We start from the raw sequence: 19,674 nt of genomic DNA, 5'->3' as shown, positions 1-19,674 counted from the left end.
AGCCGTATTGGCATTGTGACAGCGAGCACCAGGAGATGCTGCTCGAACTGTGGCGGGAGCATGAGGAACCCTTGATAGCTGGAGGTGCGCGAGCTTACGCAGATATCCTGGTCTAAATGGATATAGGCACAAGATTAAAGGGCGTTGTTACCAGCGCCCTTTCCCGAAGGCTATCACCCCCAGCTGTAGACTCCACCCTTGAAGTTGAAGCTTGAAACTTTCTACGACCAAAGGGGCGAATCAGGTTGCTCCCCGTGGGGCCGATGCTGCTCAGCCAAATAAAGAGGCCACGAGCGCTCAGTATGGGAAATGCCCACGATCAATATTTGACGTGGATGACTCGCCGCCGATCAGCACCAAGCCGAGGCCGATCACTACCTTCTACTCGGTGATGTTAGTTACGTCCTTGGCGCGAATGGCCTCCGCACTGCGATCCATCCGCGCGACCCGGGTAAGCATGGCGGTAGCCATAGATGGTTCGGACTCGCTGTGGTGGCTGAAGGCCTCTTTTAACACTGTTTGCATCAGACTTTTGGCGTAGGTCTGGTTCTGGCTGATTTGAGTTTCCAGTTGGTCGCAAAGGTTTAGGAACTTTTCTACTTTTGTGACTATGGCTTGTTGCTCACGATATGGGGGTAGCTGGGTTAACAGTGGATAAACTCTTTTCCCACTAATTACAGGCTGGGCGCCTTTATATGAGGATTTTCCCAGGTCCATTTGCTTTAAATGTAGCAATATATAATTTGTGTCGATGTTTTTTCTACTAAAGTAAACTCTGAAGCAGTTGTCCGTTATCCAGGAGTGCTCTGGGGTTAAGTGGACTGCACCGCAATATGCTCCAACTCTCCCAATAGTAACTGTTGCTTCATTTGTATTATATGTGTCGTGATACCCATTGATGCCATTTCCACCAAATACGGGAATGTCACCACCATTCATTTGTGAAGATATCAAACCATCTCCAGAGCTAATGCTGATTAAATCCCCCAGCCGACACCACGCCCACCCATGGGGCAGCTCAAACGGTTTTTCCTCGCCATCAATCGGGGGCAGCGGTTTCTGTGCGTTGCTTTTCCTCTCTTTGACCCGTTCCGCCTGTTCAGCGCCGATGCGTTGGAGCAGTTCGCTAGCTGGTTCCACATCAGGGTTTTGCGCACGCCAGTCAACCGTGAGCTTTCCTTCAATGGCTTCCTGCAAAATCTGTTGGCGCAGTTTTTTCAACAGGGCTTGTTGATGGGTGAGTTCAGATTTTAGCTCGCCATCTTCAATAACTATCGACTTAAATTTCACAACAATTTCACGCTGCCTTCCGATAGATGGCAGAGGAATTTCAATATCCTGAATTTTTTTTACAGATAACGCCACATTAGCAGCACCACTCATCAGTGGTACCAGAACACGATCTTTCAATTGCGACAAATACAAATGAAGGAACTGAATATCCAACTTGTTTTCATCTTTGCTGGTCAGTGCTACCAAAATGGAGCCCAGTGCGAATTTTCCTTCTTGATAATGCACATTCTTTAGGCTCGCATGACCGTGACCCGTTGAAGATACAAGAGGAATACAGACGGCCTTGGTATCAAACTGATAGGTGTTGCAGGTTTTTCGTTCCGCGCCGGTAGTTACCAGAGAGTAATCGCCTGGTTCCGCCTTGGCCAATCCTGTCGAACCTTTTTCAAACTCGCACAGGGCTTTGAGCTTTACAAACTTCACTACACGAGCTCCCTACGCAGTTGATCCAGCAATTGATCCCCATTGGCAAAGGATTGATGCAGGAGGTCGAGCAATTCAGTGCTGCTGTACTGCTTTTCTTCCTCGGCGCGGTGTGGGTTATTTATGTCGAGGTTGTAGCCGTCTGCCTTGATGGTGTCGATATCGACCTGCCAGGCCTGCTCGTTTGCTTCCCGGTTGATCCACCAGGCTTTCAGAGCGTCGAACTCGGCCAGTTGGATCGGCTTGGTTTTGGAGTAAGCCTTGTAGCCTTCTGGCAGCTTGTGTTCGTAAAACCAAATGCTTTTTGTTGGCTCGCCCTTGGTGAAAAACAGTAGGTTGGTGGCCACAGAGGCGTAGGGCTGAAACACAGAGTTGGGCAGGCGCACGATTGTGTGCAGATTGCAGTCTTCCAGCAGCTTCTGGCGAATGCGCTGCTTCACGCCGTCGCCGGTAAGGGAGCCATCGGGAAGCACAATAGCGGCACGGCCTCCGTTGTTGAGCAGGTGAATCATCAGGATCAAAAACAAATCCGCCGATTCCTTGGTGCGGTAAGTCTGCGGGAAGTTGTTTTCGTTATTGTTGGAAACCACACCACCAAAAGGCGGGTTGGCGATAATCACCTCCACCCGGTCCTTCCGGGTGTACTCGCTCAAAGGCCTTTGCAGGGAGTCGCCAAACTGAATATTGGGCGTAACAATGTCATGCAGAATCAGGTTGGTATTGGCCAGGATATAGGGTAGCGGTTTGTACTCCCAGCCACGCACGTTGTGACCAATGGCTTCGCTCTCAGCTACATTGCTGGCGGTGGTCTTTAGGTGCTCGATCACGGCGGTTAAAAAGCCGCCGGTGCCGCATGCAGGGTCGAGTATGGTTTCGCCGTGCACGGGGTTTACCATCTCGGTCATAAACTGGGTGATGGCTCGGGGGGTGTAGAACTCGCCCAAAGTACCGGCGCTTTGAAGCTCGCTCAAAAAAGTCTCGTAAATTTGGCCGAATAGGTGCAGATCTTTGCTGTTGTTGAAGTCGATTTCGTTTAGCTTGTTGATGACTTGGCGTAGGTGAATGCCGGATTTCATGTAGTTGTAGTTGTTGGCGAAGACTTCATGCACCAGCACCGCGCGGCGCTTGGCGTTGGATAGGTCAATCTCCGACAGGGTAGGGAAGAGTTTGCGGTCGACAAACTGCAACAACTCGTCGCCGGTCATGCCTTCGTCATCCCCTGCCCATTGGTCCCAGTGCAAGTCGGCGGGAATGGGTGATATGTAGTTATCGTCCATCAGCTCAAGCTCTTTGTCTTTATCGCTGAAGATTTTCAGAAACAACATCCAGCCCAGTTGCAGGATACGCAGCTCGTCGCTGCCGGTGCCGGTATCTTGCCGCATGATTTTACGGGCAGATTTTACTATGCCTGATACATTTGCCATTGATTCACTGCTCTCGTGTTAGCGATTCAAGCCGCTTGATAAAGGGCTTGTTCTAGCTGAGTTAATGCCTGTAAGTAATTCTGTTTGCCGCCAAACAGATTGATGATTTCGGTTGGGGTGCCGAACCGGTCGAATGGGTTGACCTTTAGCACCTTGATGTCCTCAATATTTTCTATGCCTTCATCGGCATATTTATCAAGCAGGGCGTCGAGCACCTTGCGCGCCTGCTCGCCGTATTTGCTGAATACATCACGCTTTCTGACCTGCTTGGCGCGTTCGGCACGGGTGAATGGCGGCTGATCAAATGCTGTGTGGCAGATCATGTCGAAGATGTCCATTTCCTTGCCGATGGCATCTTTGAGGTTTTCCAGCACGATTCCCTGCTCGGTGAGCTCGTCGACGATGGCCTGCTTTTTGTCTGCACTGTGCCATTTGCTAAGAAAATCATTCAGTGACTGGTATTGCTCACGAACCTTTTGACGGGTGTAGTCTCTCAGACTGCCGGTAATTAACTTACCGTTGCCATCCATGTACTGAATACGCTCGTTGAGAATGGAGACATTAACGCCGTTAACATAGAGTTTGCGTCGAGGTTCGCTGATGATGTCGCCGCCGTCGATGATTTCTGGTGGTTCGGTTGGCGGTTCAAAGATGATCTCCTTGCCTTCGTCATCGGTGATGGTATCGCCTTCGGCCAATTCGTCTTCCGGGGTTTCAAATTCGTCATCCTCGCCCAGCTCTTTGACGCGCACCGGATCACCGTCGAAGTCCGGGTCGGCAAACAAGTCGGTGACATTACGGAAATCGAGAATGGTAAAAAAGGTTTTGCCGAACTCTTCGTTGATGCGGGTGCCGCGCCCGATGATCTGCTTGAACTCGGTCATGGAGCCGATATTGCTATCGAGCACGATCAACTTGCAGGTTTGCGCATCGACGCCGGTAGTCATCAATTTGGATGTGGTGGCAATCACCGGGTAGCGCTCTTCGGGATTGATGAAGTTATCCAGTTCGCGCTTGCCTTCGTCATTATCACCGGTGATCTGCATTATGTACTTGGGGTTCTGCGCCATCAGGTCGCTGTTGGCATTGGCCAGGGCGGAGCGCATGCGCTGAGCGTGGTCAATATCCACGCAGAACACGATGGCTTTGTCGAAGCGGTTAGTTTTTTTCAGATACTCACTGATCTTGTGGGCCACTGCATCCGTGCGTTCGTCGATCACAAGGTTTTTGTCGAAATCCTTGCGGTTGTATATGCGGTCATCCACCAAATGGCCGCTTTTATCTGTTTTGCCCGCCTCAGGCCGCCAGCCTTCAAGATCTACATTGAGGCCAACGCGTAGTACCTTGTAGGGGGCCAGAAAGCCATCCTGTATGCCTTGCTTGAGTGAATAGGTATAAATTGGATCGCCAAAGTATTCAGTGCTGGAAACGGTTTCGGTTTCCTTGGGCGTTGCTGTCAAGCCAATGTGGGTGGCGGTTTTGAAATAATCGAGGATTTCGCGCCAGGCGCTGTCATCCGAGGCGCTGCCACGGTGGCACTCGTCGATGACGATCAGATCAAAGAAATCGGGGCTGAATTCTCGGAAAGCATCCTTGTCCTCATTGTAATTGGTGAGCCCTTGATATAGCGCCAGATAGATTTCGTAGGATTTATCGATTTTCTTGTTTTTGATGACCGTCATTTTGTCTTTGAAATGCCGGAAGTCGCCACGGCGGGTTTGGTCAATCAAGGCGTTGCGGTCCGCCAGAAACAGGATGCGTTTTTTTGCGCCAGCTTTCCACAGGCGGTGAATGATCTGGAAGGCTGTGTAGGTTTTGCCGGTGCCGGTGGCCATGGTCAGCAAGGCACGCTGCTGGCCATTGGCGACGGCCTCCACTGTGCGGTTGATGGCGATTTGCTGGTAGTAACGCGGGCTCCGGCTTGTGCCGTCAAAGAAGTAATCCTGTGCGCTGATACGCTCAGCCTCTGGTGTGGCGATGCCTTTATAGCGCTTATAGCGCTCCCAGAGTTGTTCCGGGGTGGGAAATTCATTCAACGAAATTTCACGCTCAACGCTGCCGCTGGCGGCGGTGCGGTCATGCTCGTAGAAACCATCGCCGTTACTGCTGTAAACCGTGGGAATATCAAGAATGGTGGCGTAATCCAGCCCCTGCTGAATGCCTGCCATCACCGTTTGCCTGTTGTCTTTGGCCTCGATGATGGCGACCGGAATGTTCGGCTTATAGTAAAGAACGTAATCCGCCCGCTTGCGCTTGCCACGGGTTGTCAGGTTGCCCTTCACATAGATGCGGCCATCGGTAAAGCTCACTTCTTCACGAACCTGCTTCTGCATGTCCCAGCCAGCCTGTTCCAGCGCTGGTGTAATGAACTTGGTGCAGATGTCACGCTCTGATAAGTCCTTTTTGTGGGTCATCGGATGGTCGGGGTCCTTGGGTTTATTCGGGCCGGGGTGGGCGTATAGGCACAATAACCATGTTAAGTGAGCTCTTAAAAAGCCCTGCGTTCACGAAGTCACCCTCCTACAACTTGTATGGTTGCTGGGATGGGTTTCGAGAATTGACTTTTTCAGATGTTCCCCAGTTAGGTGTTGAGCGTCCTTCATCAGCCATCGGTCAGATCATGGTATGCCGGTTGTAATCGCATCTTGGACCAGGCTGTCAATCTTTTCGCGGTGGTGGAACCGATCTTCTCAGCTATGCCTGAAAACAGTTCTTGATTAGCGTCGATTTGTGTCAATCCAGGGGGGGTTGACGGTCAATCGGAAATTGCCAGCATAGCGGCTTTATATAGGAATTCCGGTTGCGTTGGCAGTGTCAATGCAGGAAACGTAAGGTAATACCAAGCCAATTCCGACACCTGATTCACGTTGCCTCCATCACCCACACAACCGGCATCCGCTTTACCTCGCTCTGATAGGGGATCGACTTCGTGTAGGTTTGCTTACGATTTGTCTGTTTGGCCGGAGCTTTTTATCTCGATTGAGGCACTCAACTCAAACCTCGGCAGCGATGAGTGTTCCCAGGGCGCCAGAAAAAACCCAATGATGGCGGCTATCAGTTTTTCATCCATGACGTAGAAACACACATTTGGGGACGACTAGTGAACGGCACGCTGGCGCGTGCCTGTGACGACTAACGTCGGAGTTGACCGGCGCCCAGTAGGCGGGCGAAGCCCGCCAATCGAATGCGGCGTGCTTGTTCATCGACGGACCCCCTTCCTGACGCACTGCAAGTAGTTCACAGGTTCCGGACTGATGTCATACCGGTTAATTCCCCCTGCAATCAGCTTCGAGGCTGCTAATCCAGATAACTTCGTCGGATGGGATTTTCTCGATAAAAGCCATCACTGCACCGTATGCAATTCCATGGGCTATGGCGTGTTCAGCAATCGCTTCCTTGCATAGAGTCTCGATACTCCTGGTTTGTGCGTTAAAGCAGCCATGAAACCCGAGGTATGACCCAGGAACGGCTACATGCTCTCGTCCAGCAATGAAAACAATTGGGGCGCAAGCGGAGATACACCTCCCGCCCGGGGCTACATAGGTATTCACATAGTGGGCATCGATGACTCGGGATAGCTCGAAAGCAGCCTGAACACTCCTCCAGAGCTTTCCAGAGCCAATGTGTAGTATCCGTACGAGTGTTTGGCATTCGGCGTCAGAACAGCTCTGAGGCGAGAGCCATATCTTCGATCGCGTTCATCTCGACGTCTACAGGCGCCTGGTGGTGGCTTTCAAGCACACCTTGCAAGCTTCGAAGCCCAACGATTTCAGAAAGCTCTCCTGTTGAGATCGATCATGACTTTTCCGGTAATACTGGCTTAACATGGATTTCAATACCCGTTTGTAGGCATTATGCCATTCCCTGTCCAGGTCACTAGCCTGGGTGCTATCAACCACGCGCCTTGGCGCAAAGGTCCGTTTTTTGAGTTCAGGGTGCGCCGCCTGAAATGCCTTGGCCTCGCGAAGGTGTGCTTCCAGTGCCTGTTCCATGGCCGCCAGAGTAAGCAGACTGAATTCGCTCTGGCCGGAATTAATGTACTCAATCCTTTGCGGTCTGTTCTTGAGCAAGAACTGGGCTTCTAATGAGTTCAGGAATTTTTCCTGATCACCCTGCAGCAGGTGTTTGTTTACCTCTGCAAACACTCGGAATTTTTCGATCTCGTCGGGGCCTTTGGCTTCGATTTCCGGCGGAATGGTGAAATTCAAATAGTCCGACTTCAGGTAGTCGCAGGAGCTGTCGAAGTGATATTTCAGCGGCCCATTACTTCTGAACAGATGCCTGCCATCATTTCGTTTTGCCTTGGTGCCCGAGATCCTGAATTGTTCAATCCCGGACGCCACCAGCAACTCGGCATACAACGACTTCAACTCTATCGTTGAAAGTATCCAGGCCAGGTCTTCTTTATAGACCGCCTTTCTGACGTGCTCATCCACTTGGTCGATCGATTCGAAATAGAGATGTTTCAATGCACCCATGCTGCTGTTGGTCAGGTAAACCTGTGCTCCTTTGACTTCCACGTCCCCTCCTTGAATCTGCCAATTCATTGCGCTATGCCTATGGCCAGTGGTGTATTTAAAGCGCAGGACGCTTGTTCTGCAGCCCGGTTTGTACAGTGATCACGTTCGCCTTTGCCAACAGATCCAACGCGCACCCAGGTTGGAACATGCAATCCTGCTTGAGTGCCTGTTCAGCGGCATCCATGATCGAATCGGCATACTCGAAGGTGGAGGCCACATAGGCCTGCAGACGCGATGAGAGGACTTCGGCGACAAGCCCAGTGGCACTTTTTCCGGACAGTTCAGCCACTAGATCCAGCATAGCTGAGACTTTTTCGCCGGGGCGTACATTGACCATGGTGTGTTGTTCTGCCCGTGCTTCTATCTGGGCTTCGCCAATAGTCTGGATGACGGTCGAAAGAATACCGATGCTCATTTTTTCACCCCTGCCAGCTTTTTTTTGATTCCAATGAATGTTTCGCTGTTGTAGGCATCTTCAGGCGCGCTGGGATCCGGCATCATTTCATACGGCACGTTGAACGCCAGGATGTTCTTCAACAGGTGCTGGCATTCAGAACCGATGGCATCGAATACCCAAGGTCGGGACAACGCATCGTAAGCAGCGCGCTCATCGGCGGTTTTGGCCAGCAGCGCCCGCGCGTCTCGATCAGGAATGCTCATCAACTCATCGAGCAACACGTCATGCAGGAGCTTATTAATCAGCATTGAGCGTGAGACGCCTTCTTGCTCTGTCAGGGCATCGAGCAGATACAGGTCGTGTTGCTTGATACGCACATTGTATTTGCGCTCGCTTTTTACCCGTTGAAGCGACTCGGGGGTGGCTGTATCGGCAAAGGCGTCGGGGTGTATCTCAAGGCAGTAATCACCATCGAGGATCGACCCTTTGCTTACCGAAAAGCTTCTGGCGTTTTCAGGACTCATGAATGTGTTCTCTTAGTATTGGAGTAGACGGTGATCAGGGTCTCGCCCTCGATGACAAGCGATGCACCACCACGCCGTGCCAGCTGCTCGAGCATTTTCAGTTCTTCACGTTTCTGTTGGAGCAAGGGGGCAATGGCGCGCTCCGGGAGTACAAGTCTGTCTCCCCGGGCATTCCAGTCACCAAGGGTGAGAATCGCCCCGATCATGGCTTCTGAAATGCCACGTTGCCTCATTCGATTTTGCAGATGCGCGGTGTGCATGTCGTCATCACTCGTGTTGTGTTGATGACTGACAATATAGCCATTTAAAAGATGAATTAAAAGCCATATTTTGGCTTTTTTTGAGGGGTGCTGATTTTAACCTTGGAAAGGGGGCGCAGTGCGCTGCTGAAGCTGCTTGTATGGTAGGACTTGAAAGGAGGAGGGCGGAGCGCAGCTGCTTTTGAGTTCGCACAGACCGTTGGAGATTTTTCTCCTCCTCCTTTCACCTAAGCGCAATAAAGGATGTGGAGCCCACACCGGCTCATCGCACGGCCGACGTCGCGAGCACCAAGATCATGATTGACCGGGTCGGGGCGCAGTTCGACATCAAGCTGGAACGCCTTATTGGCGACACCGTTTGCCTCGAGGCATCAACAAAAATGAAGTATTCGAGGCAGGGGGGTTTTGTTGTTTGAGGGGGGCTATAGGCTTGAGCTAAAAAGGAGAGTCAGCGCTATTGGGCTTTTCATTTTAGATGGAGAGCCGCTTGCTAGCCTTGGTTCTCGGTTTTTTACGTGCACTGGAGCCTCCTCCCACCGCGCATACCGCGTGACTTGTAAGTGTTTTGAGTGGCAGGTGGTAAAAAGTGCTCAGAGGCCCTGTGGCGTGCCAGGGGGAGCGGAAGGGCTGCGCTGGGGCGGACTGTATTGCCGACGTCTCAGCTTGTCTGAGTGAGGCTCTCAGCCTGACAATTTAAATCAGATTAAAACTATTCAGTTTTTGGTCCGGTACCGAAAGTCCGTTGGACGCCTTTCAATCACACTGCCGAAGCGCCTTGGTCCAGAAATGGTCCAGAGGCCATTAAATCGCAGGCAATAAAAAACCCCAAGGACACATTGTTCCTTGGGGTTTCTCGGTATTTGGTGCCCAGAGACGGAATCGAACCGCCGACACGGGGATTTTCAATCCCCTGCTCTACCGACTGAGCTATCTGGGCAACGGGGCGCATTAAACTGGTTTTTCAGGGGGTCGTCAAGCAAGTTTTCAAAAAATATTTAATTATTACCGTCGCTTACGTACCGACCCCCGAGAAAACGGGATTATTCAGCCGGCGGAACGTAGCCGTCAGCCTTGGCGTATTCCTCGCCGGAGAAGTACTTGTCCATCTCGCCCTGAAGATATTTGCGGTCTTCGGCGTTCATCATGTTCAGGCGTTTTTCGTTGATCAGCAGGGTCTGGTGTTTCTGCCAGTCCGCCCAGGCCTTCGCCGAGACGTGGTCAAAAATGTCCTGGCCTTTAGCGCCCGGGAACGGAGCGCGCTCCAGGGCGGGCAATTCTTCTTTGTACTTGCGGCACATGATGGTGCGGGTCATGACGACTCTCCTGCGTTCAATACGGCGGCCGCGCGTTCGAGCAAGGTTTTGACCGGGGCGGCAAGGCCCAGGCGCGGCGGGGTGGCGAGGTTATACCAGAGCCAGTCGGCCTCGGCCACGTGATGGCCGGCCTCCTGGACCTGAACTAACCAGGGTTCGATGGACAACTGAAAGTGGCTGAAGGTGTGAACAAGGCTTGGCAAGGCTTGCTGAGTGCCCAGTTCCAGCGAGTGCTGGGCCGCCAGATGTTGCAGGTCGTCGAGGTCGTCGAGTTCCGGCAGGCTCCAGAGTCCGCCCCACAAGCCCGTGGAAGGGCGACGGTAAAGCAGGATCGCGCCTTCGCCGTTGGCGAGCATCGGCATCAGCGTACGCTTCTGGGGCACGGCTTTACGCGGTTTGGGGATCGGGTAGCGGGTTTCCAGGCCAAGCATGTGCGCTTCACAGCTTTTTTCCAGCGGGCACAGAAGGCAGCTCGGTTTGCTGCGAGTGCATAACGTGGCACCCAGATCCATCATCGCCTGGGTGTAGGCGTTGACCCGATCATGCGGTGTGAAGCGCTCAGCGTTCGCCCACAGCTGTTTGGCGACCTTCGGCTCGCCTGGATAACCCTCTTGCGCGGTAAAACGCGCCAGGACCCGTTTGACGTTGCCATCAAGGATCGGCGCCCGCAGGCCCATGCTCAGGCTGGCAATGGCCCCGGCTGTGGATAATCCGATACCTGGCAGCTCCACCAGTTTCTCAACGTCGCGCGGAAACTCGCCGCCGTACTCCGCCACGACGATCTTTGCGGTCTTCTGCAAATTGCGCGCGCGGGTGTAGTAACCAAGGCCTGTCCACAAGTGCAGCACTTCGTCTTCCGGCGCAGAGGCCAAGACTTCGACCGTTGGCAGCGACGCCATGAAGCTATCGAAGTAGTTCAGCACGGTGCTGACCTGGGTCTGCTGCAGCATGATCTCCGAGACCCACACCCGATACGGGGTGATGCCCTGTTGCCAAGGCAAATCGTGGCGGCCGTGGCGGTCGTACCAGTCCAGTACTGCCGATGAAAATTGCTCGGATCTCATCGCTTGAACAAACCCTTCAGTGCGTTTTTCAATTCAGGACTGACCTTGTCACCCAGCTTCTCGTCGATTTTTTCGCTGAGTTTGTCGCCCGCCAGCTTGCTCGCGACCTGGCCCATGCGCTCATTGTCCAGGCGGCAGGCTTTGGCGCCGAGTTCCAGCGGGCCGCGGCAGCGCAGTGGCCACTCGATGCCGACAAACTTCTCGCCGACCTGGCAAGCCGGGTCCGGCATGTCACTCTTGTCGCCTTCGACGATGATGCCGACGCGATAATCCATCCCCAGCACTCGCAGGTCGACGTCGCCGTCACCGTTGATGGTCATGCCCGGGATGCGCACTTTCAGGTCAGGGTTGCTGGCCACGCCGTTACGGAAGGTCAGGTTGCCCTTGAGTTCCTGGAATGGCGTGTCCTTGCCTCGTGGTTCGCCGCTGAGGGTTTTGCGGTTGAGGGTGGCAATGCCCTTGCACAGTTGCTGTTCGAGGTTGGCGTTGAGCAGCACGCCGTTGTTGATCACGAAACTGGCGTTGCCGTTGAGGCTGTCGATCAGCGCTTTCTGGCTATTGCCGCTGCCTGTCAGGTTGCTGTTGAGTGTGACCAGACCTTTGACCGGTGGATTCTTGCCCAGGCTTTCGAGGATTTTCTCAACCGGGACTTTGTTGAGCTGCGTCTGCATGTTCAGCGCCGGCACCTGTTGGCGCACGTCGAGGGTACCTTTGGCCTCGAAGCTGCCGTCGTACAGGTCGCCTCGAAGGTTTTCCAGGGTCAGCAGGCCGCCTTGGCCAGTGGCCTTGAGCGCGGCATTCTGGATGGGCAGTTTGTCGAGTGTCAGCTGGCCGAAGGTCAGGTCGGCGTCGACGTCGAGTTTGCTCAGGCGCTCGACCGGCAGCAGGCGATCGGAGCTCCATGCGGTTTTGGTCGGCGCATCTGGCAGCGGAGTGCTGCCCGCGCCCGCCATGGCATTGGCTTCGGTGCTGGCCACCTCGGCCTGACGCACTTGAGTCGCGCTGTTGGCTTCAGCCGATTTCGGCTTCAGGTATCGGTCGACGTTGAAGGTGTCAGCCTTCAGCACGGCACGCAGCGACTGCTTGGCGAAATCCTCGACCGCGATGCGACCGTTGAAGCTGCTGTCATCGATTTTCAGATTGATGTTGTCGAACGAAACGCTACTCGGCGTACCGGCAAGGCGGGTGACCAGTTCGACTTTGCTCAGACTGCCTTCAGCCATGGCTGGAAGGGTTTGGCCAATGCTGTCGATGAATTTCGCCAGGTCAAACTGGGCGATCGACAGGGCGCCGTTGATTTGCGGCGTCTTGTCGAGGTCGTTGACCTTGAGTTCGCCCAGCGCACGCAGTTGGTTGGCAGAGATCTTGATGCCGGTCCATTCGGCGACGTTCGCAGCTTTATCCAGCAGAAGCTGACCCTGGGCGGCGAAAGTCATCGTCTTGCCTTGCAGCGGATCACCCGCCACTTCGCCGGAGAGTTTCATGTCTTCGAATTTGTAGCGTTGCAGCGCGCGTTCGAAGCGCAGCTCGCCGTTGAGCTCGGTGCGCACACGCAAGACCGGCTGGTTGGTGCCCAGGAACGCCGTCAGTTTGACCGGGATATTGGTCGAGTCGTGCACGGCGCCGGTGCTCAGCTGAATGCTTTCCGCGCTGAATTGCTTGCCGGTTTTTTCGTCGTTGTATTCAACGCGGGCGTTATTGACGGTCAGGCTGTCGATATCCAGGCGGATCGGCTGGGCCGGTTTCTCGACCTGGACTGTGGTGTCTGGCGCCGGTTCGCCCGGGGTGACGGGTGCAGTAGTCGAATTGGCCGCTACCGGCACCTTGCCGATATCTTCCCAGTTGCCGTGGCCGTCCTTGTCGCGGTTCAAGCGCAAATTCAAGCCTTCGACGCGCACGTCGCTCATCTGCACTTCGCGGCGCAGCAGCGGCAACACGCGAACGGACAGGCCGAGCATCTGCAGGTCAGCGAACGGTTCGGTGGGTTTGGCCAGGGTCGCAACACTGGCTTCGTGCAGTTCCAGGCCTAGCCAGGGGAACAGGCTCCAGCCGATATCGCCATTGAGCGTCAGCTCGATATGAGCCTTGTCGCGGGCAATCTGGCGAATCTCTTCTTTATAGTCGTTGGGATCAAAGAGGTGGGTCAGGGCAAAACCCAAGGCCACAATGATCAGCAACAGCCCGAGAAGTACCAGACCCAGGATTTTGCCGAACGCTTTCATGGGCGAGTCCTTGTAGTTAGTCGAATTCGAAATTTAGCCGGGGAGTATAGCGCTCCCAAACGGATGACCGGTCAGCGATCACCTCACCCGTCAGTCCAGCGGTAATTTGAGCTTGGCTGCCAGCGCCTGAGCCCGTTCATTGGCACGAAAACGAACGGCATGGCGGCGCCAATGATTTCGTTACGGTATTGGCCTGTGGCAGCCTTCACGGGGTCGAGATCAGACGGCTTGCCGAAAGGTGATATCAGTATGATTTTTCTGCTACACACAAATGGTAACCTTTGCCCGTTCGCTCGTCCTTCTGCGACTTGATGTCGCATCAAATGGAGCTTCATTCAAAAAACGGTCATGCCTGCGTGCATTAAGGCTGAGAGTGAGGAGTGGCTGGCGAACCATACTAATAATTGGGGGATACACAATGACCACGAGCATCACGGCTGACGGCATTGCCGACCAGCCTGCGTTCCTGTCCAAGGAGCGCATCATCGCCAAGCCGGGTTTCAACCGCTGGCTGGTACCACCGGCCGCGCTGGCCATCCACCTTTGCATTGGCATGGCCTACGGCTTTTCGGTGTTCTGGCTGCCGCTTTCCAAAGCCCTGGGCGTGACCGCTCCGGTGGCTTGCGCGCCGGACATGAGCTTCATTTCGCAAGTCTTCTCGTCCCAATGCGACTGGCCGATCTCGATGCTCGGCTGGATCTACACCCTGTTCTTCATCTTTCTGGGTTGCTCTGCGGCGATCTGGGGCGGCTGGCTGGAACATGCCGGTCCACGCAAGGCTGGCGTTGTCTCGGCGCTGTGCTGGTGCGGTGGTCTGCTGATTTCGGCGTTGGGTATTTATACCCATCAGATCTGGCTGATGTGGGTGGGCTCCGGCGTCATTGGCGGTATCGGCCTCGGCCTGGGCTACATCTCACCGGTTTCGACCCTGATCAAATGGTTTCCGGACAAGCGCGGCATGGCGACCGGCATGGCGATCATGGGTTTCGGCGGTGGCGCGATGGTGGGGGCTCCGCTGGCGGCGGCTCTGATGGGTCATTTCGGTTCGCCAACCGGCGTTGGCGTATGGCAGAGCTTCCTGGTGATGGCTGCGATTTACTTCGTGTTCATGATCGGCGGCGCATTGTCTTATCGCGTTCCGCCAACCGGGTGGAAGCCTGAAGGCTGGACCGCGCCGGCGAAAAAAGCGTCGAACTCGATGATCACGCACCGTCACGTTCACGTGAACGTGGCGTGGAAAACCCCGCAATTTTGCCTGGTGTGGCTGGTGCTGTGCCTGAACGTATCGGCGGGTATCGGCATCCTGGGCATGGCGTCGCCGCTGTTGCAGGAGGTTTTTGGCGGCAAACTGATCGGTGTTGACCTGCCATTTGGTCAACTGGACGCTGGTCAACTGGCCTCCATCGCCGCCATTGCTGCCGGCTTTACCGGTTTGCTGAGCCTGTTCAACATCGGCGGGCGCTTCTTCTGGGCCTCGTTCTCCGACTATCTGGGTCGCAAAAACACGTACTTCGTGTTCTTTGCACTGGGTTTTGCCCTGTACGCGCTTATCCCGAACCTTGGTCACCTGGGTAACGTTGCGCTGTTCGTGGCGGCGTTCTGCATCATTCTGTCGATGTACGGCGGTGGTTTCGCGACGGTGCCGGCTTACCTGGCGGATCTGTTTGGTACGCAAATGGTCGGCGCGATTCACGGTCGGCTGCTGACTGCATGGGCAGCGGCTGGCGTTCTGGGGCCGGTATTGGTGAATTACCTGCGTGAGTATCAGCTGAGCATCGGCGTAGAACGCGCCGCGGCATATGACATCACGCTGTATATCCTTGCGGGCCTGCTGGTGCTGGGTTTCCTCTGCAACCTGCTGGTACGGCCGGTGGCTGACAAATACTTCATGACTGACGCAGAGCTGGCCGCCGAACAGGCGCTGGGCCACGACAAAGGTGCTGACAGCAGCACCGTGCTGGAGTGGAAAGCGGCGCCGGGCAGCAAGCCTCTGGCGATCGCTGCGTGGCTGGCGGTGGGTATTCCGTTGGCGTGGGGTGTCTGGGTGACGCTGCAGAAGACGGCAGTGCTGTTTCATTAAGTAAACGCAGTACCCCTGTAGGAGTGAGCCTGCTCGCGATAGCGGTCTGACAGTCGACAGAAATGTTGAATGTGAGGGTCCCATCGCGAGCAGGCTCACTCCTGCAATTGTTTTGGAGTCTCCAAAATGAGTTGTATGGACATGTCTATCCCCGACAGCACGGGGTTCTATCCGTCAGTGATATCACCTCTCATGTTTCTGTTTCCCGCCCGCGCCCCTATAATGGCTGCCTTTTTCGCCCAATGATTTTGCGGAGCTGGTGATGGCCGAACGTAAGGCGTCAGTCGAGCGCGACACTCTGGAAACCCAGATCAAAGCCTCGATCAACCTGGATGGCACCGGAAAGGCCCGATTTGATATCGGTGTTCCTTTTCTTGAGCACATGCTGGACCAGATCGCCCGTCACGGGCTGATCGACCTGGATATTGTCAGCAAGGGCGACCTGCATATCGACGACCACCACACCGTGGAAGACGTCGGTATCACCCTGGGTCAGGCCTTCGCCAAAGCCATCGGCGACAAGAAAGGCATCCGTCGCTACGGCCACGCCTATGTGCCGCTCGATGAAGCGCTGTCGCGTGTCGTGATCGACTTTTCCGGTCGTCCTGGCTTGCAGATGCATGTTCCCTACACCCGCGCCACCGTCGGCGGCTTCGACGTTGACCTGTTCCAGGAATTCTTCCAGGGCTTCGTCAACCATGCGCTCGTCAGCCTGCACATCGACAACCTGCGTGGCACCAACACCCACCACCAGATCGAAACCGTGTTCAAGGCTTTCGGCCGCGCGCTGCGCATGGCTGTAGAGCTCGATGACCGCATGGCCGGCCAGATGCCGTCGACCAAAGGCGTTCTGTAATGCAGACGGTCGCGGTTATCGATTACGGCATGGGCAACCTGCACTCGGTGGCCAAGGCCCTCGAGCACGTCGGTGCCGGCAAGGTCCTGATCACCAGTGATGCCAACGTCATTCGCGAAGCCGACCGGGTGGTTTTCCCCGGCGTCGGCGCGATTCGCGATTGCATGGCTGAGATCCGTCGCCTGGGCTTTGACTCGCTGGTGCGTGAAGTCAGCCAGGATCGCCCGTTCCTTGGCATCTGCGTCGGCATGCAAGCCTTGCTCGACAGCAGTGAAGAGAACGACGGCGTCGACTGCATCGGTTTGTTTGCGGGCGAAGTAAAGTTCTTCGGCAAAGGCCTGCATGAAGACGGCGAGCACCTGAAAGTCCCGCACATGGGCTGGAACGAAGTGAAGCAGACGGTGACGCACCCGCTGTGGCACAACATTCCGGACCTCGCGCGTTTTTACTTCGTGCACAGCTACTACATCGCTGCCGCCAACGCGCGCCAGGTGGTGGGTGGCGGTCACTACGGTGTCGATTTCGCCGCAGCGCTGGCCGAGGGCTCGCGTTTCGCCGTGCAGTTTCACCCGGAGAAGAGCCATACCCATGGCCTGCAATTGCTGCAGAACTTCGCCGCGTGGGATGGTCGCTGGTAAATGGCTGCCAAAAAGAAGCCGCCGATCCTGACCCTCACTCCCGAACAGGAGAACGAGGCCAATCAGAAGATCAAACGCTTCATGGAGGATCGCTTCGAACTCGACCTGGGTTCGTTCGAAGCGGCCGAAATCCTTGAGCTGTTTACCCGTGAAATTGCTCCGCATTATTACAACAGGGCGATTTTCGATGTGCAGACGCACCTCAAAGAGAGGTTTGAAAGCATCGAAAGCGACTTGTGGGCGCTCGAGAAAAACTGATTTCCGAGCGAAGCTGAATACTCGAATTTGAAGGTTTGCCAGATGCTGATTATTCCCGCTATCGATCTCAAGGACGGTGCCTGTGTTCGTCTGCGCCAGGGCCGCATGGAAGATTCCACAGTGTTCTCCGATGACCCGGTGAGCATGGCTGCCAAGTGGGTGGAGGGCGGTTGCCGTCGTCTGCATCTGGTCGATCTGAACGGCGCTTTCGAAGGCCAGCCGGTCAATGGTGAAGTCGTCACTGCCATCGCCAAGCGTTACCCGAACCTGCCGATCCAGATTGGCGGCGGTATCCGCTCCCTGGAAACCATCGAGCACTACGTGAAAGCCGGCGTGAGCTACGTGATCATCGGCACCAAAGCCGTCAAAGATCCGGCCTTCGTCGCTGAAGCCTGCCGCGCGTTTCCGGGCAAGGTGATCGTCGGTCTGGATGCCAAAGATGGCTTCGTTGCCACCGACGGCTGGGCTGAAATCAGCACCGTTCAAGTGATCGATCTGGCCAAGCAATTTGAAGCCGACGGCGTGTCCGCGATCGTTTATACCGACATCGCCAAAGACGGCATGATGCAGGGTTGCAACGTTCCGTTTACCGCTGCACTGGCCGCTGCCACGAAGATCCCGGTGATCGCCTCCGGCGGCATCCACAACCTGGGTGACATCAAGTCGCTGCTCGACGCCAGAGCGCCAGGCATCATCGGCGCGATCACCGGCCGGGCGATCTACGAAGGCACCCTCGACGTCGCTGAAGCGCAAGCTTTCTGCGATTCGTACAAAGGCTGAGGACTGACCATGGCGCTGGCCAAACGCATCATCCCTTGCCTGGACGTGGACAACGGTCGGGTCGTCAAGGGTGTGAAGTTCGAAAACATCCGCGACGCCGGCGATCCGGTGGAAATCGCTCGTCGCTACGACGAGCAGGGTGCTGACGAGATTACCTTTCTTGACATCACCGCCAGCGTCGATGGCCGCGATACCACGCTGCATACCGTCGAGCGCATGGCCAGCCAGGTGTTCATTCCGCTGACCGTCGGCGGTGGCGTTCGCACCGTGCAGGACATTCGTAACTTGCTCAACGCGGGCGCGGACAAGGTGTCGATCAACACCGCCGCCGTGTTCAATCCGGAATTTGTCGGCGAAGCGGCGCAGCATTTCGGTTCGCAATGCATCGTCGTCGCCATCGACGCCAAGAAGGTTTCCGGGCCGGGTGAAACGCCTCGCTGGGAAATCTTCACCCACGGCGGTCGCAAGCCGACAGGCCTGGACGCGGTGGAGTGGGCGAAGAAGATGGAAAGCCTGGGTGCCGGTGAAATCCTGCTGACCAGCATGGATCAGGACGGCATGAAAAACGGTTTCGATCTGGGCGTCACTCGCGCCATCAGCGATGCCTTGGGTATCCCGGTGATTGCCTCTGGCGGCGTCGGCAACCTGCAGCACTTGGCCGACGGCATCATCGAAGGCCACGCCAGTGCAGTGTTGGCAGCGAGTATTTTCCACTTCGGTGAATACACCGTGCAGGAAGCCAAAGCCTACATGGCCCATCGCGGAATCGTGATGCGCTGAACAATCCGATACAGGCCAGTGGACATCATGGCGGGCTCAGGGCACTCTTGGGAACGCCATGGATTTCGGTAGCCAGACATGCTTAAACGCCTTCTACTTGCCCTTGCCAGCGCTTCTTTATTGCTCATCAATGGAGCACAGGCTGCAGAAAACCCCGCCGCCGATCTGGTGTTGCTGACGGAAAATTTCCCGCCCTACAACATGGCGAGGAACGGCAAGAATTTCGCTCAAGACGAAAACATCAATGGCATTGCCGTGGACATCGTCCGCGAGATGTTCAAACGCGCCAACATCACTTACAGCCTTACGCTGCGTTTCCCTTGGGAGCGGATCTACAAGATCGCCCTCGAGAAACCCGGTTATGGCGTGTTCGTGATGGCGCGGTTGCCTGATCGTGAAAAGCTCTTCAAGTGGGTCGGCCCGATCGGCCCGGACGACTGGATCATGCTGGCCAAGGCCGACAGCAAGATCAACCTGGAAAGTCTGGATGATGCGCGCAAGTACAGGATCGGCGCGTACAAGGGCGATGCGATTGCCGAGACATTAGCCAAGCAAGGGTTGAAGCCGATTGTCGTGCTGCGGGATCAGGACAACGCGAAGAAACTCACAAGCGGTCAGATCGATTTGTGGGCCACAGGTGACCCTGCCGGGCGTTATCTGGCGCGCCAGGATGGCGTGATCGGGCTCAAGACGGTGTTGCGATTCAACAGCGCAGAGTTGTATCTGGCACTGAACAAAGAAGTGCCAGATGAGACCGTCGCCAAGTTGCAAGCCGCGCTCGATCAGTTACGCAAGGAAGGCGTGGTCGACGAGATCATGGCGCGGTATCTCTAGCAGCTATC

The 19,674-nt window shown here is 55.4% G+C and carries 17 protein-coding genes and 1 tRNA gene; 7 read left to right on the top strand and 11 right to left on the bottom strand.

Features of this window, described 5'->3' with window-relative positions:
• Positions 1 to 381: 381 nt before the first annotated feature.
• From H7698_RS31725 to H7698_RS13715, 11 genes are all read right to left on the bottom strand, one after another.
• The gene (locus H7698_RS31725; RefSeq protein WP_194691713.1) at positions 382 to 1,716 is read right to left on the bottom strand and encodes a restriction endonuclease subunit S; all 1,335 of its coding nucleotides are present in this window, start codon (positions 1,714 to 1,716) and stop codon (positions 382 to 384) included.
• A complete protein-coding gene (locus H7698_RS13760) occupies positions 1,716 to 3,140 on the bottom strand; it encodes a class I SAM-dependent DNA methyltransferase (RefSeq protein WP_194691712.1) in 1,425 nt (474 codons plus the stop codon). The genes H7698_RS31725 and H7698_RS13760 overlap by 1 nt, the downstream gene beginning before the upstream one ends.
• 26 nt (positions 3,141 to 3,166) lie before the next feature.
• Positions 3,167 to 5,554 (bottom strand): EcoAI/FtnUII family type I restriction enzme subunit R, encoded by a 2,388-nt coding sequence (gene hsdR / locus H7698_RS13755; RefSeq protein WP_194691711.1) that lies wholly within the window; start codon positions 5,552 to 5,554, stop codon positions 3,167 to 3,169.
• A 1,296-nt stretch (positions 5,555 to 6,850) separates the two neighbouring features.
• On the bottom strand, positions 6,851 to 7,660 hold the full coding sequence (locus tag H7698_RS13750) for a hypothetical protein (protein ID WP_194691710.1): 810 nt from the start codon (positions 7,658 to 7,660) through the stop codon (positions 6,851 to 6,853).
• A gap of 55 nt (positions 7,661 to 7,715) precedes the next feature.
• A complete protein-coding gene (locus tag H7698_RS13745; RefSeq protein WP_194691709.1) occupies positions 7,716 to 8,075 on the bottom strand; it encodes a hypothetical protein in 360 nt (119 codons plus the stop codon).
• Positions 8,072 to 8,581, bottom strand: a complete 510-nt coding sequence (locus H7698_RS13740; protein ID WP_194691708.1) for a hypothetical protein — start codon at positions 8,579 to 8,581, stop codon at positions 8,072 to 8,074. The genes H7698_RS13745 and H7698_RS13740 overlap by 4 nt, the downstream gene beginning before the upstream one ends.
• Positions 8,578 to 8,841, bottom strand: coding sequence for a hypothetical protein (locus tag H7698_RS13735; protein WP_194691707.1), 264 nt, complete (start codon positions 8,839 to 8,841; stop codon positions 8,578 to 8,580). Before H7698_RS13735 ends, H7698_RS13740 begins: the two co-directional genes overlap by 4 nt.
• Positions 8,842 to 9,702: 861 nt before the next feature.
• A tRNA-Phe gene (locus H7698_RS13730) sits at positions 9,703 to 9,778 on the bottom strand.
• 103 nt (positions 9,779 to 9,881) lie between these two features.
• The gene (locus H7698_RS13725) at positions 9,882 to 10,154 is read right to left on the bottom strand and encodes an oxidative damage protection protein (protein ID WP_010464608.1); all 273 of its coding nucleotides are present in this window, start codon (positions 10,152 to 10,154) and stop codon (positions 9,882 to 9,884) included.
• The gene (gene mutY / locus H7698_RS13720; protein ID WP_194691706.1) at positions 10,151 to 11,218 is read right to left on the bottom strand and encodes an A/G-specific adenine glycosylase; all 1,068 of its coding nucleotides are present in this window, start codon (positions 11,216 to 11,218) and stop codon (positions 10,151 to 10,153) included. The genes H7698_RS13725 and mutY overlap by 4 nt, the downstream gene beginning before the upstream one ends.
• Complete coding sequence (locus H7698_RS13715) at positions 11,215 to 13,440, bottom strand: AsmA family protein (RefSeq protein ID WP_194691705.1); 2,226 nt, start codon at positions 13,438 to 13,440, stop codon at positions 11,215 to 11,217. Before H7698_RS13715 ends, mutY begins: the two co-directional genes overlap by 4 nt.
• A gap of 418 nt (positions 13,441 to 13,858) precedes the next feature.
• Between H7698_RS13715 and H7698_RS13710 the strand changes: the two genes are divergently transcribed.
• From H7698_RS13710 to H7698_RS13680, 7 genes are all read left to right on the top strand, one after another.
• Entirely contained in the window at positions 13,859 to 15,520 is a 1,662-nt protein-coding gene (locus H7698_RS13710; protein ID WP_162436977.1) for an OFA family MFS transporter, read from the top strand.
• Between the two features lie 262 nt (positions 15,521 to 15,782).
• Complete coding sequence (gene hisB, locus H7698_RS13705; RefSeq protein ID WP_003218037.1) at positions 15,783 to 16,376, top strand: imidazoleglycerol-phosphate dehydratase HisB; 594 nt, start codon at positions 15,783 to 15,785, stop codon at positions 16,374 to 16,376.
• Positions 16,376 to 17,014, top strand: coding sequence for an imidazole glycerol phosphate synthase subunit HisH (hisH, locus tag H7698_RS13700; protein ID WP_162436976.1), 639 nt, complete (start codon positions 16,376 to 16,378; stop codon positions 17,012 to 17,014). The genes hisB and hisH overlap by 1 nt, the downstream gene beginning before the upstream one ends.
• Entirely contained in the window at positions 17,015 to 17,272 is a 258-nt protein-coding gene (locus H7698_RS13695; RefSeq protein ID WP_157711279.1) for a DUF2164 domain-containing protein, read from the top strand.
• 42 nt (positions 17,273 to 17,314) lie between these two features.
• On the top strand, positions 17,315 to 18,052 hold the full coding sequence (hisA, locus tag H7698_RS13690; protein WP_162436975.1) for a 1-(5-phosphoribosyl)-5-[(5-phosphoribosylamino)methylideneamino]imidazole-4-carboxamide isomerase: 738 nt from the start codon (positions 17,315 to 17,317) through the stop codon (positions 18,050 to 18,052).
• Between the two features lie 9 nt (positions 18,053 to 18,061).
• Positions 18,062 to 18,832, top strand: a complete 771-nt coding sequence (gene hisF, locus H7698_RS13685; protein ID WP_108230810.1) for an imidazole glycerol phosphate synthase subunit HisF — start codon at positions 18,062 to 18,064, stop codon at positions 18,830 to 18,832.
• A gap of 78 nt (positions 18,833 to 18,910) precedes the next feature.
• Positions 18,911 to 19,666 carry a substrate-binding periplasmic protein gene (locus H7698_RS13680; protein ID WP_162436974.1) on the top strand — a complete coding sequence of 252 codons (756 nt, stop codon included), beginning with the start codon at positions 18,911 to 18,913 and terminating at the stop codon, positions 19,664 to 19,666.
• Positions 19,667 to 19,674 lie beyond the last annotated feature (8 nt).

Origin of the sequence: Pseudomonas sp. p50(2008), from assembly GCF_015351605.1 — a bacterium.
Lineage (GTDB): Bacteria > Pseudomonadota > Gammaproteobacteria > Pseudomonadales > Pseudomonadaceae > Aquipseudomonas.
Note: the sequence above shows the minus strand (reverse complement) of the source record. Positions and strands in the feature narration are given on the sequence as shown.

Excerpts from the sequence above, each read along its gene's own strand:
- hsdR (WP_194691711.1), bottom strand. The coding sequence starts at position 5,554 with ATGACCCACAAAAAGGACTTATCAGAGCGTGACATCTGCACCAAGTTC.
- hisH (WP_162436976.1), top strand. The coding sequence starts at position 16,376 with ATGCAGACGGTCGCGGTTATCGATTACGGCATGGGCAACCTGCACTCG.
- H7698_RS13710 (WP_162436977.1), top strand. The coding sequence starts at position 13,859 with ATGACCACGAGCATCACGGCTGACGGCATTGCCGACCAGCCTGCGTTC.
- H7698_RS13745 (WP_194691709.1), bottom strand. The coding sequence starts at position 8,075 with ATGAGCATCGGTATTCTTTCGACCGTCATCCAGACTATTGGCGAAGCC.
- H7698_RS13695 (WP_157711279.1), top strand. The coding sequence starts at position 17,015 with ATGGCTGCCAAAAAGAAGCCGCCGATCCTGACCCTCACTCCCGAACAG.
- H7698_RS13715 (WP_194691705.1), bottom strand. The coding sequence starts at position 13,440 with ATGAAAGCGTTCGGCAAAATCCTGGGTCTGGTACTTCTCGGGCTGTTG.
- H7698_RS13740 (WP_194691708.1), bottom strand. The coding sequence starts at position 8,581 with ATGAGTCCTGAAAACGCCAGAAGCTTTTCGGTAAGCAAAGGGTCGATC.
- H7698_RS13735 (WP_194691707.1), bottom strand. The coding sequence starts at position 8,841 with ATGCACACCGCGCATCTGCAAAATCGAATGAGGCAACGTGGCATTTCA.
- hisA (WP_162436975.1), top strand. The coding sequence starts at position 17,315 with ATGCTGATTATTCCCGCTATCGATCTCAAGGACGGTGCCTGTGTTCGT.
- hisB (WP_003218037.1), top strand. The coding sequence starts at position 15,783 with ATGGCCGAACGTAAGGCGTCAGTCGAGCGCGACACTCTGGAAACCCAG.
- hisF (WP_108230810.1), top strand. The coding sequence starts at position 18,062 with ATGGCGCTGGCCAAACGCATCATCCCTTGCCTGGACGTGGACAACGGT.
- mutY (WP_194691706.1), bottom strand. The coding sequence starts at position 11,218 with ATGAGATCCGAGCAATTTTCATCGGCAGTACTGGACTGGTACGACCGC.
- H7698_RS13680 (WP_162436974.1), top strand. The coding sequence starts at position 18,911 with ATGCTTAAACGCCTTCTACTTGCCCTTGCCAGCGCTTCTTTATTGCTC.
- H7698_RS13725 (WP_010464608.1), bottom strand. The coding sequence starts at position 10,154 with ATGACCCGCACCATCATGTGCCGCAAGTACAAAGAAGAATTGCCCGCC.
- H7698_RS13760 (WP_194691712.1), bottom strand. The coding sequence starts at position 3,140 with ATGGCAAATGTATCAGGCATAGTAAAATCTGCCCGTAAAATCATGCGG.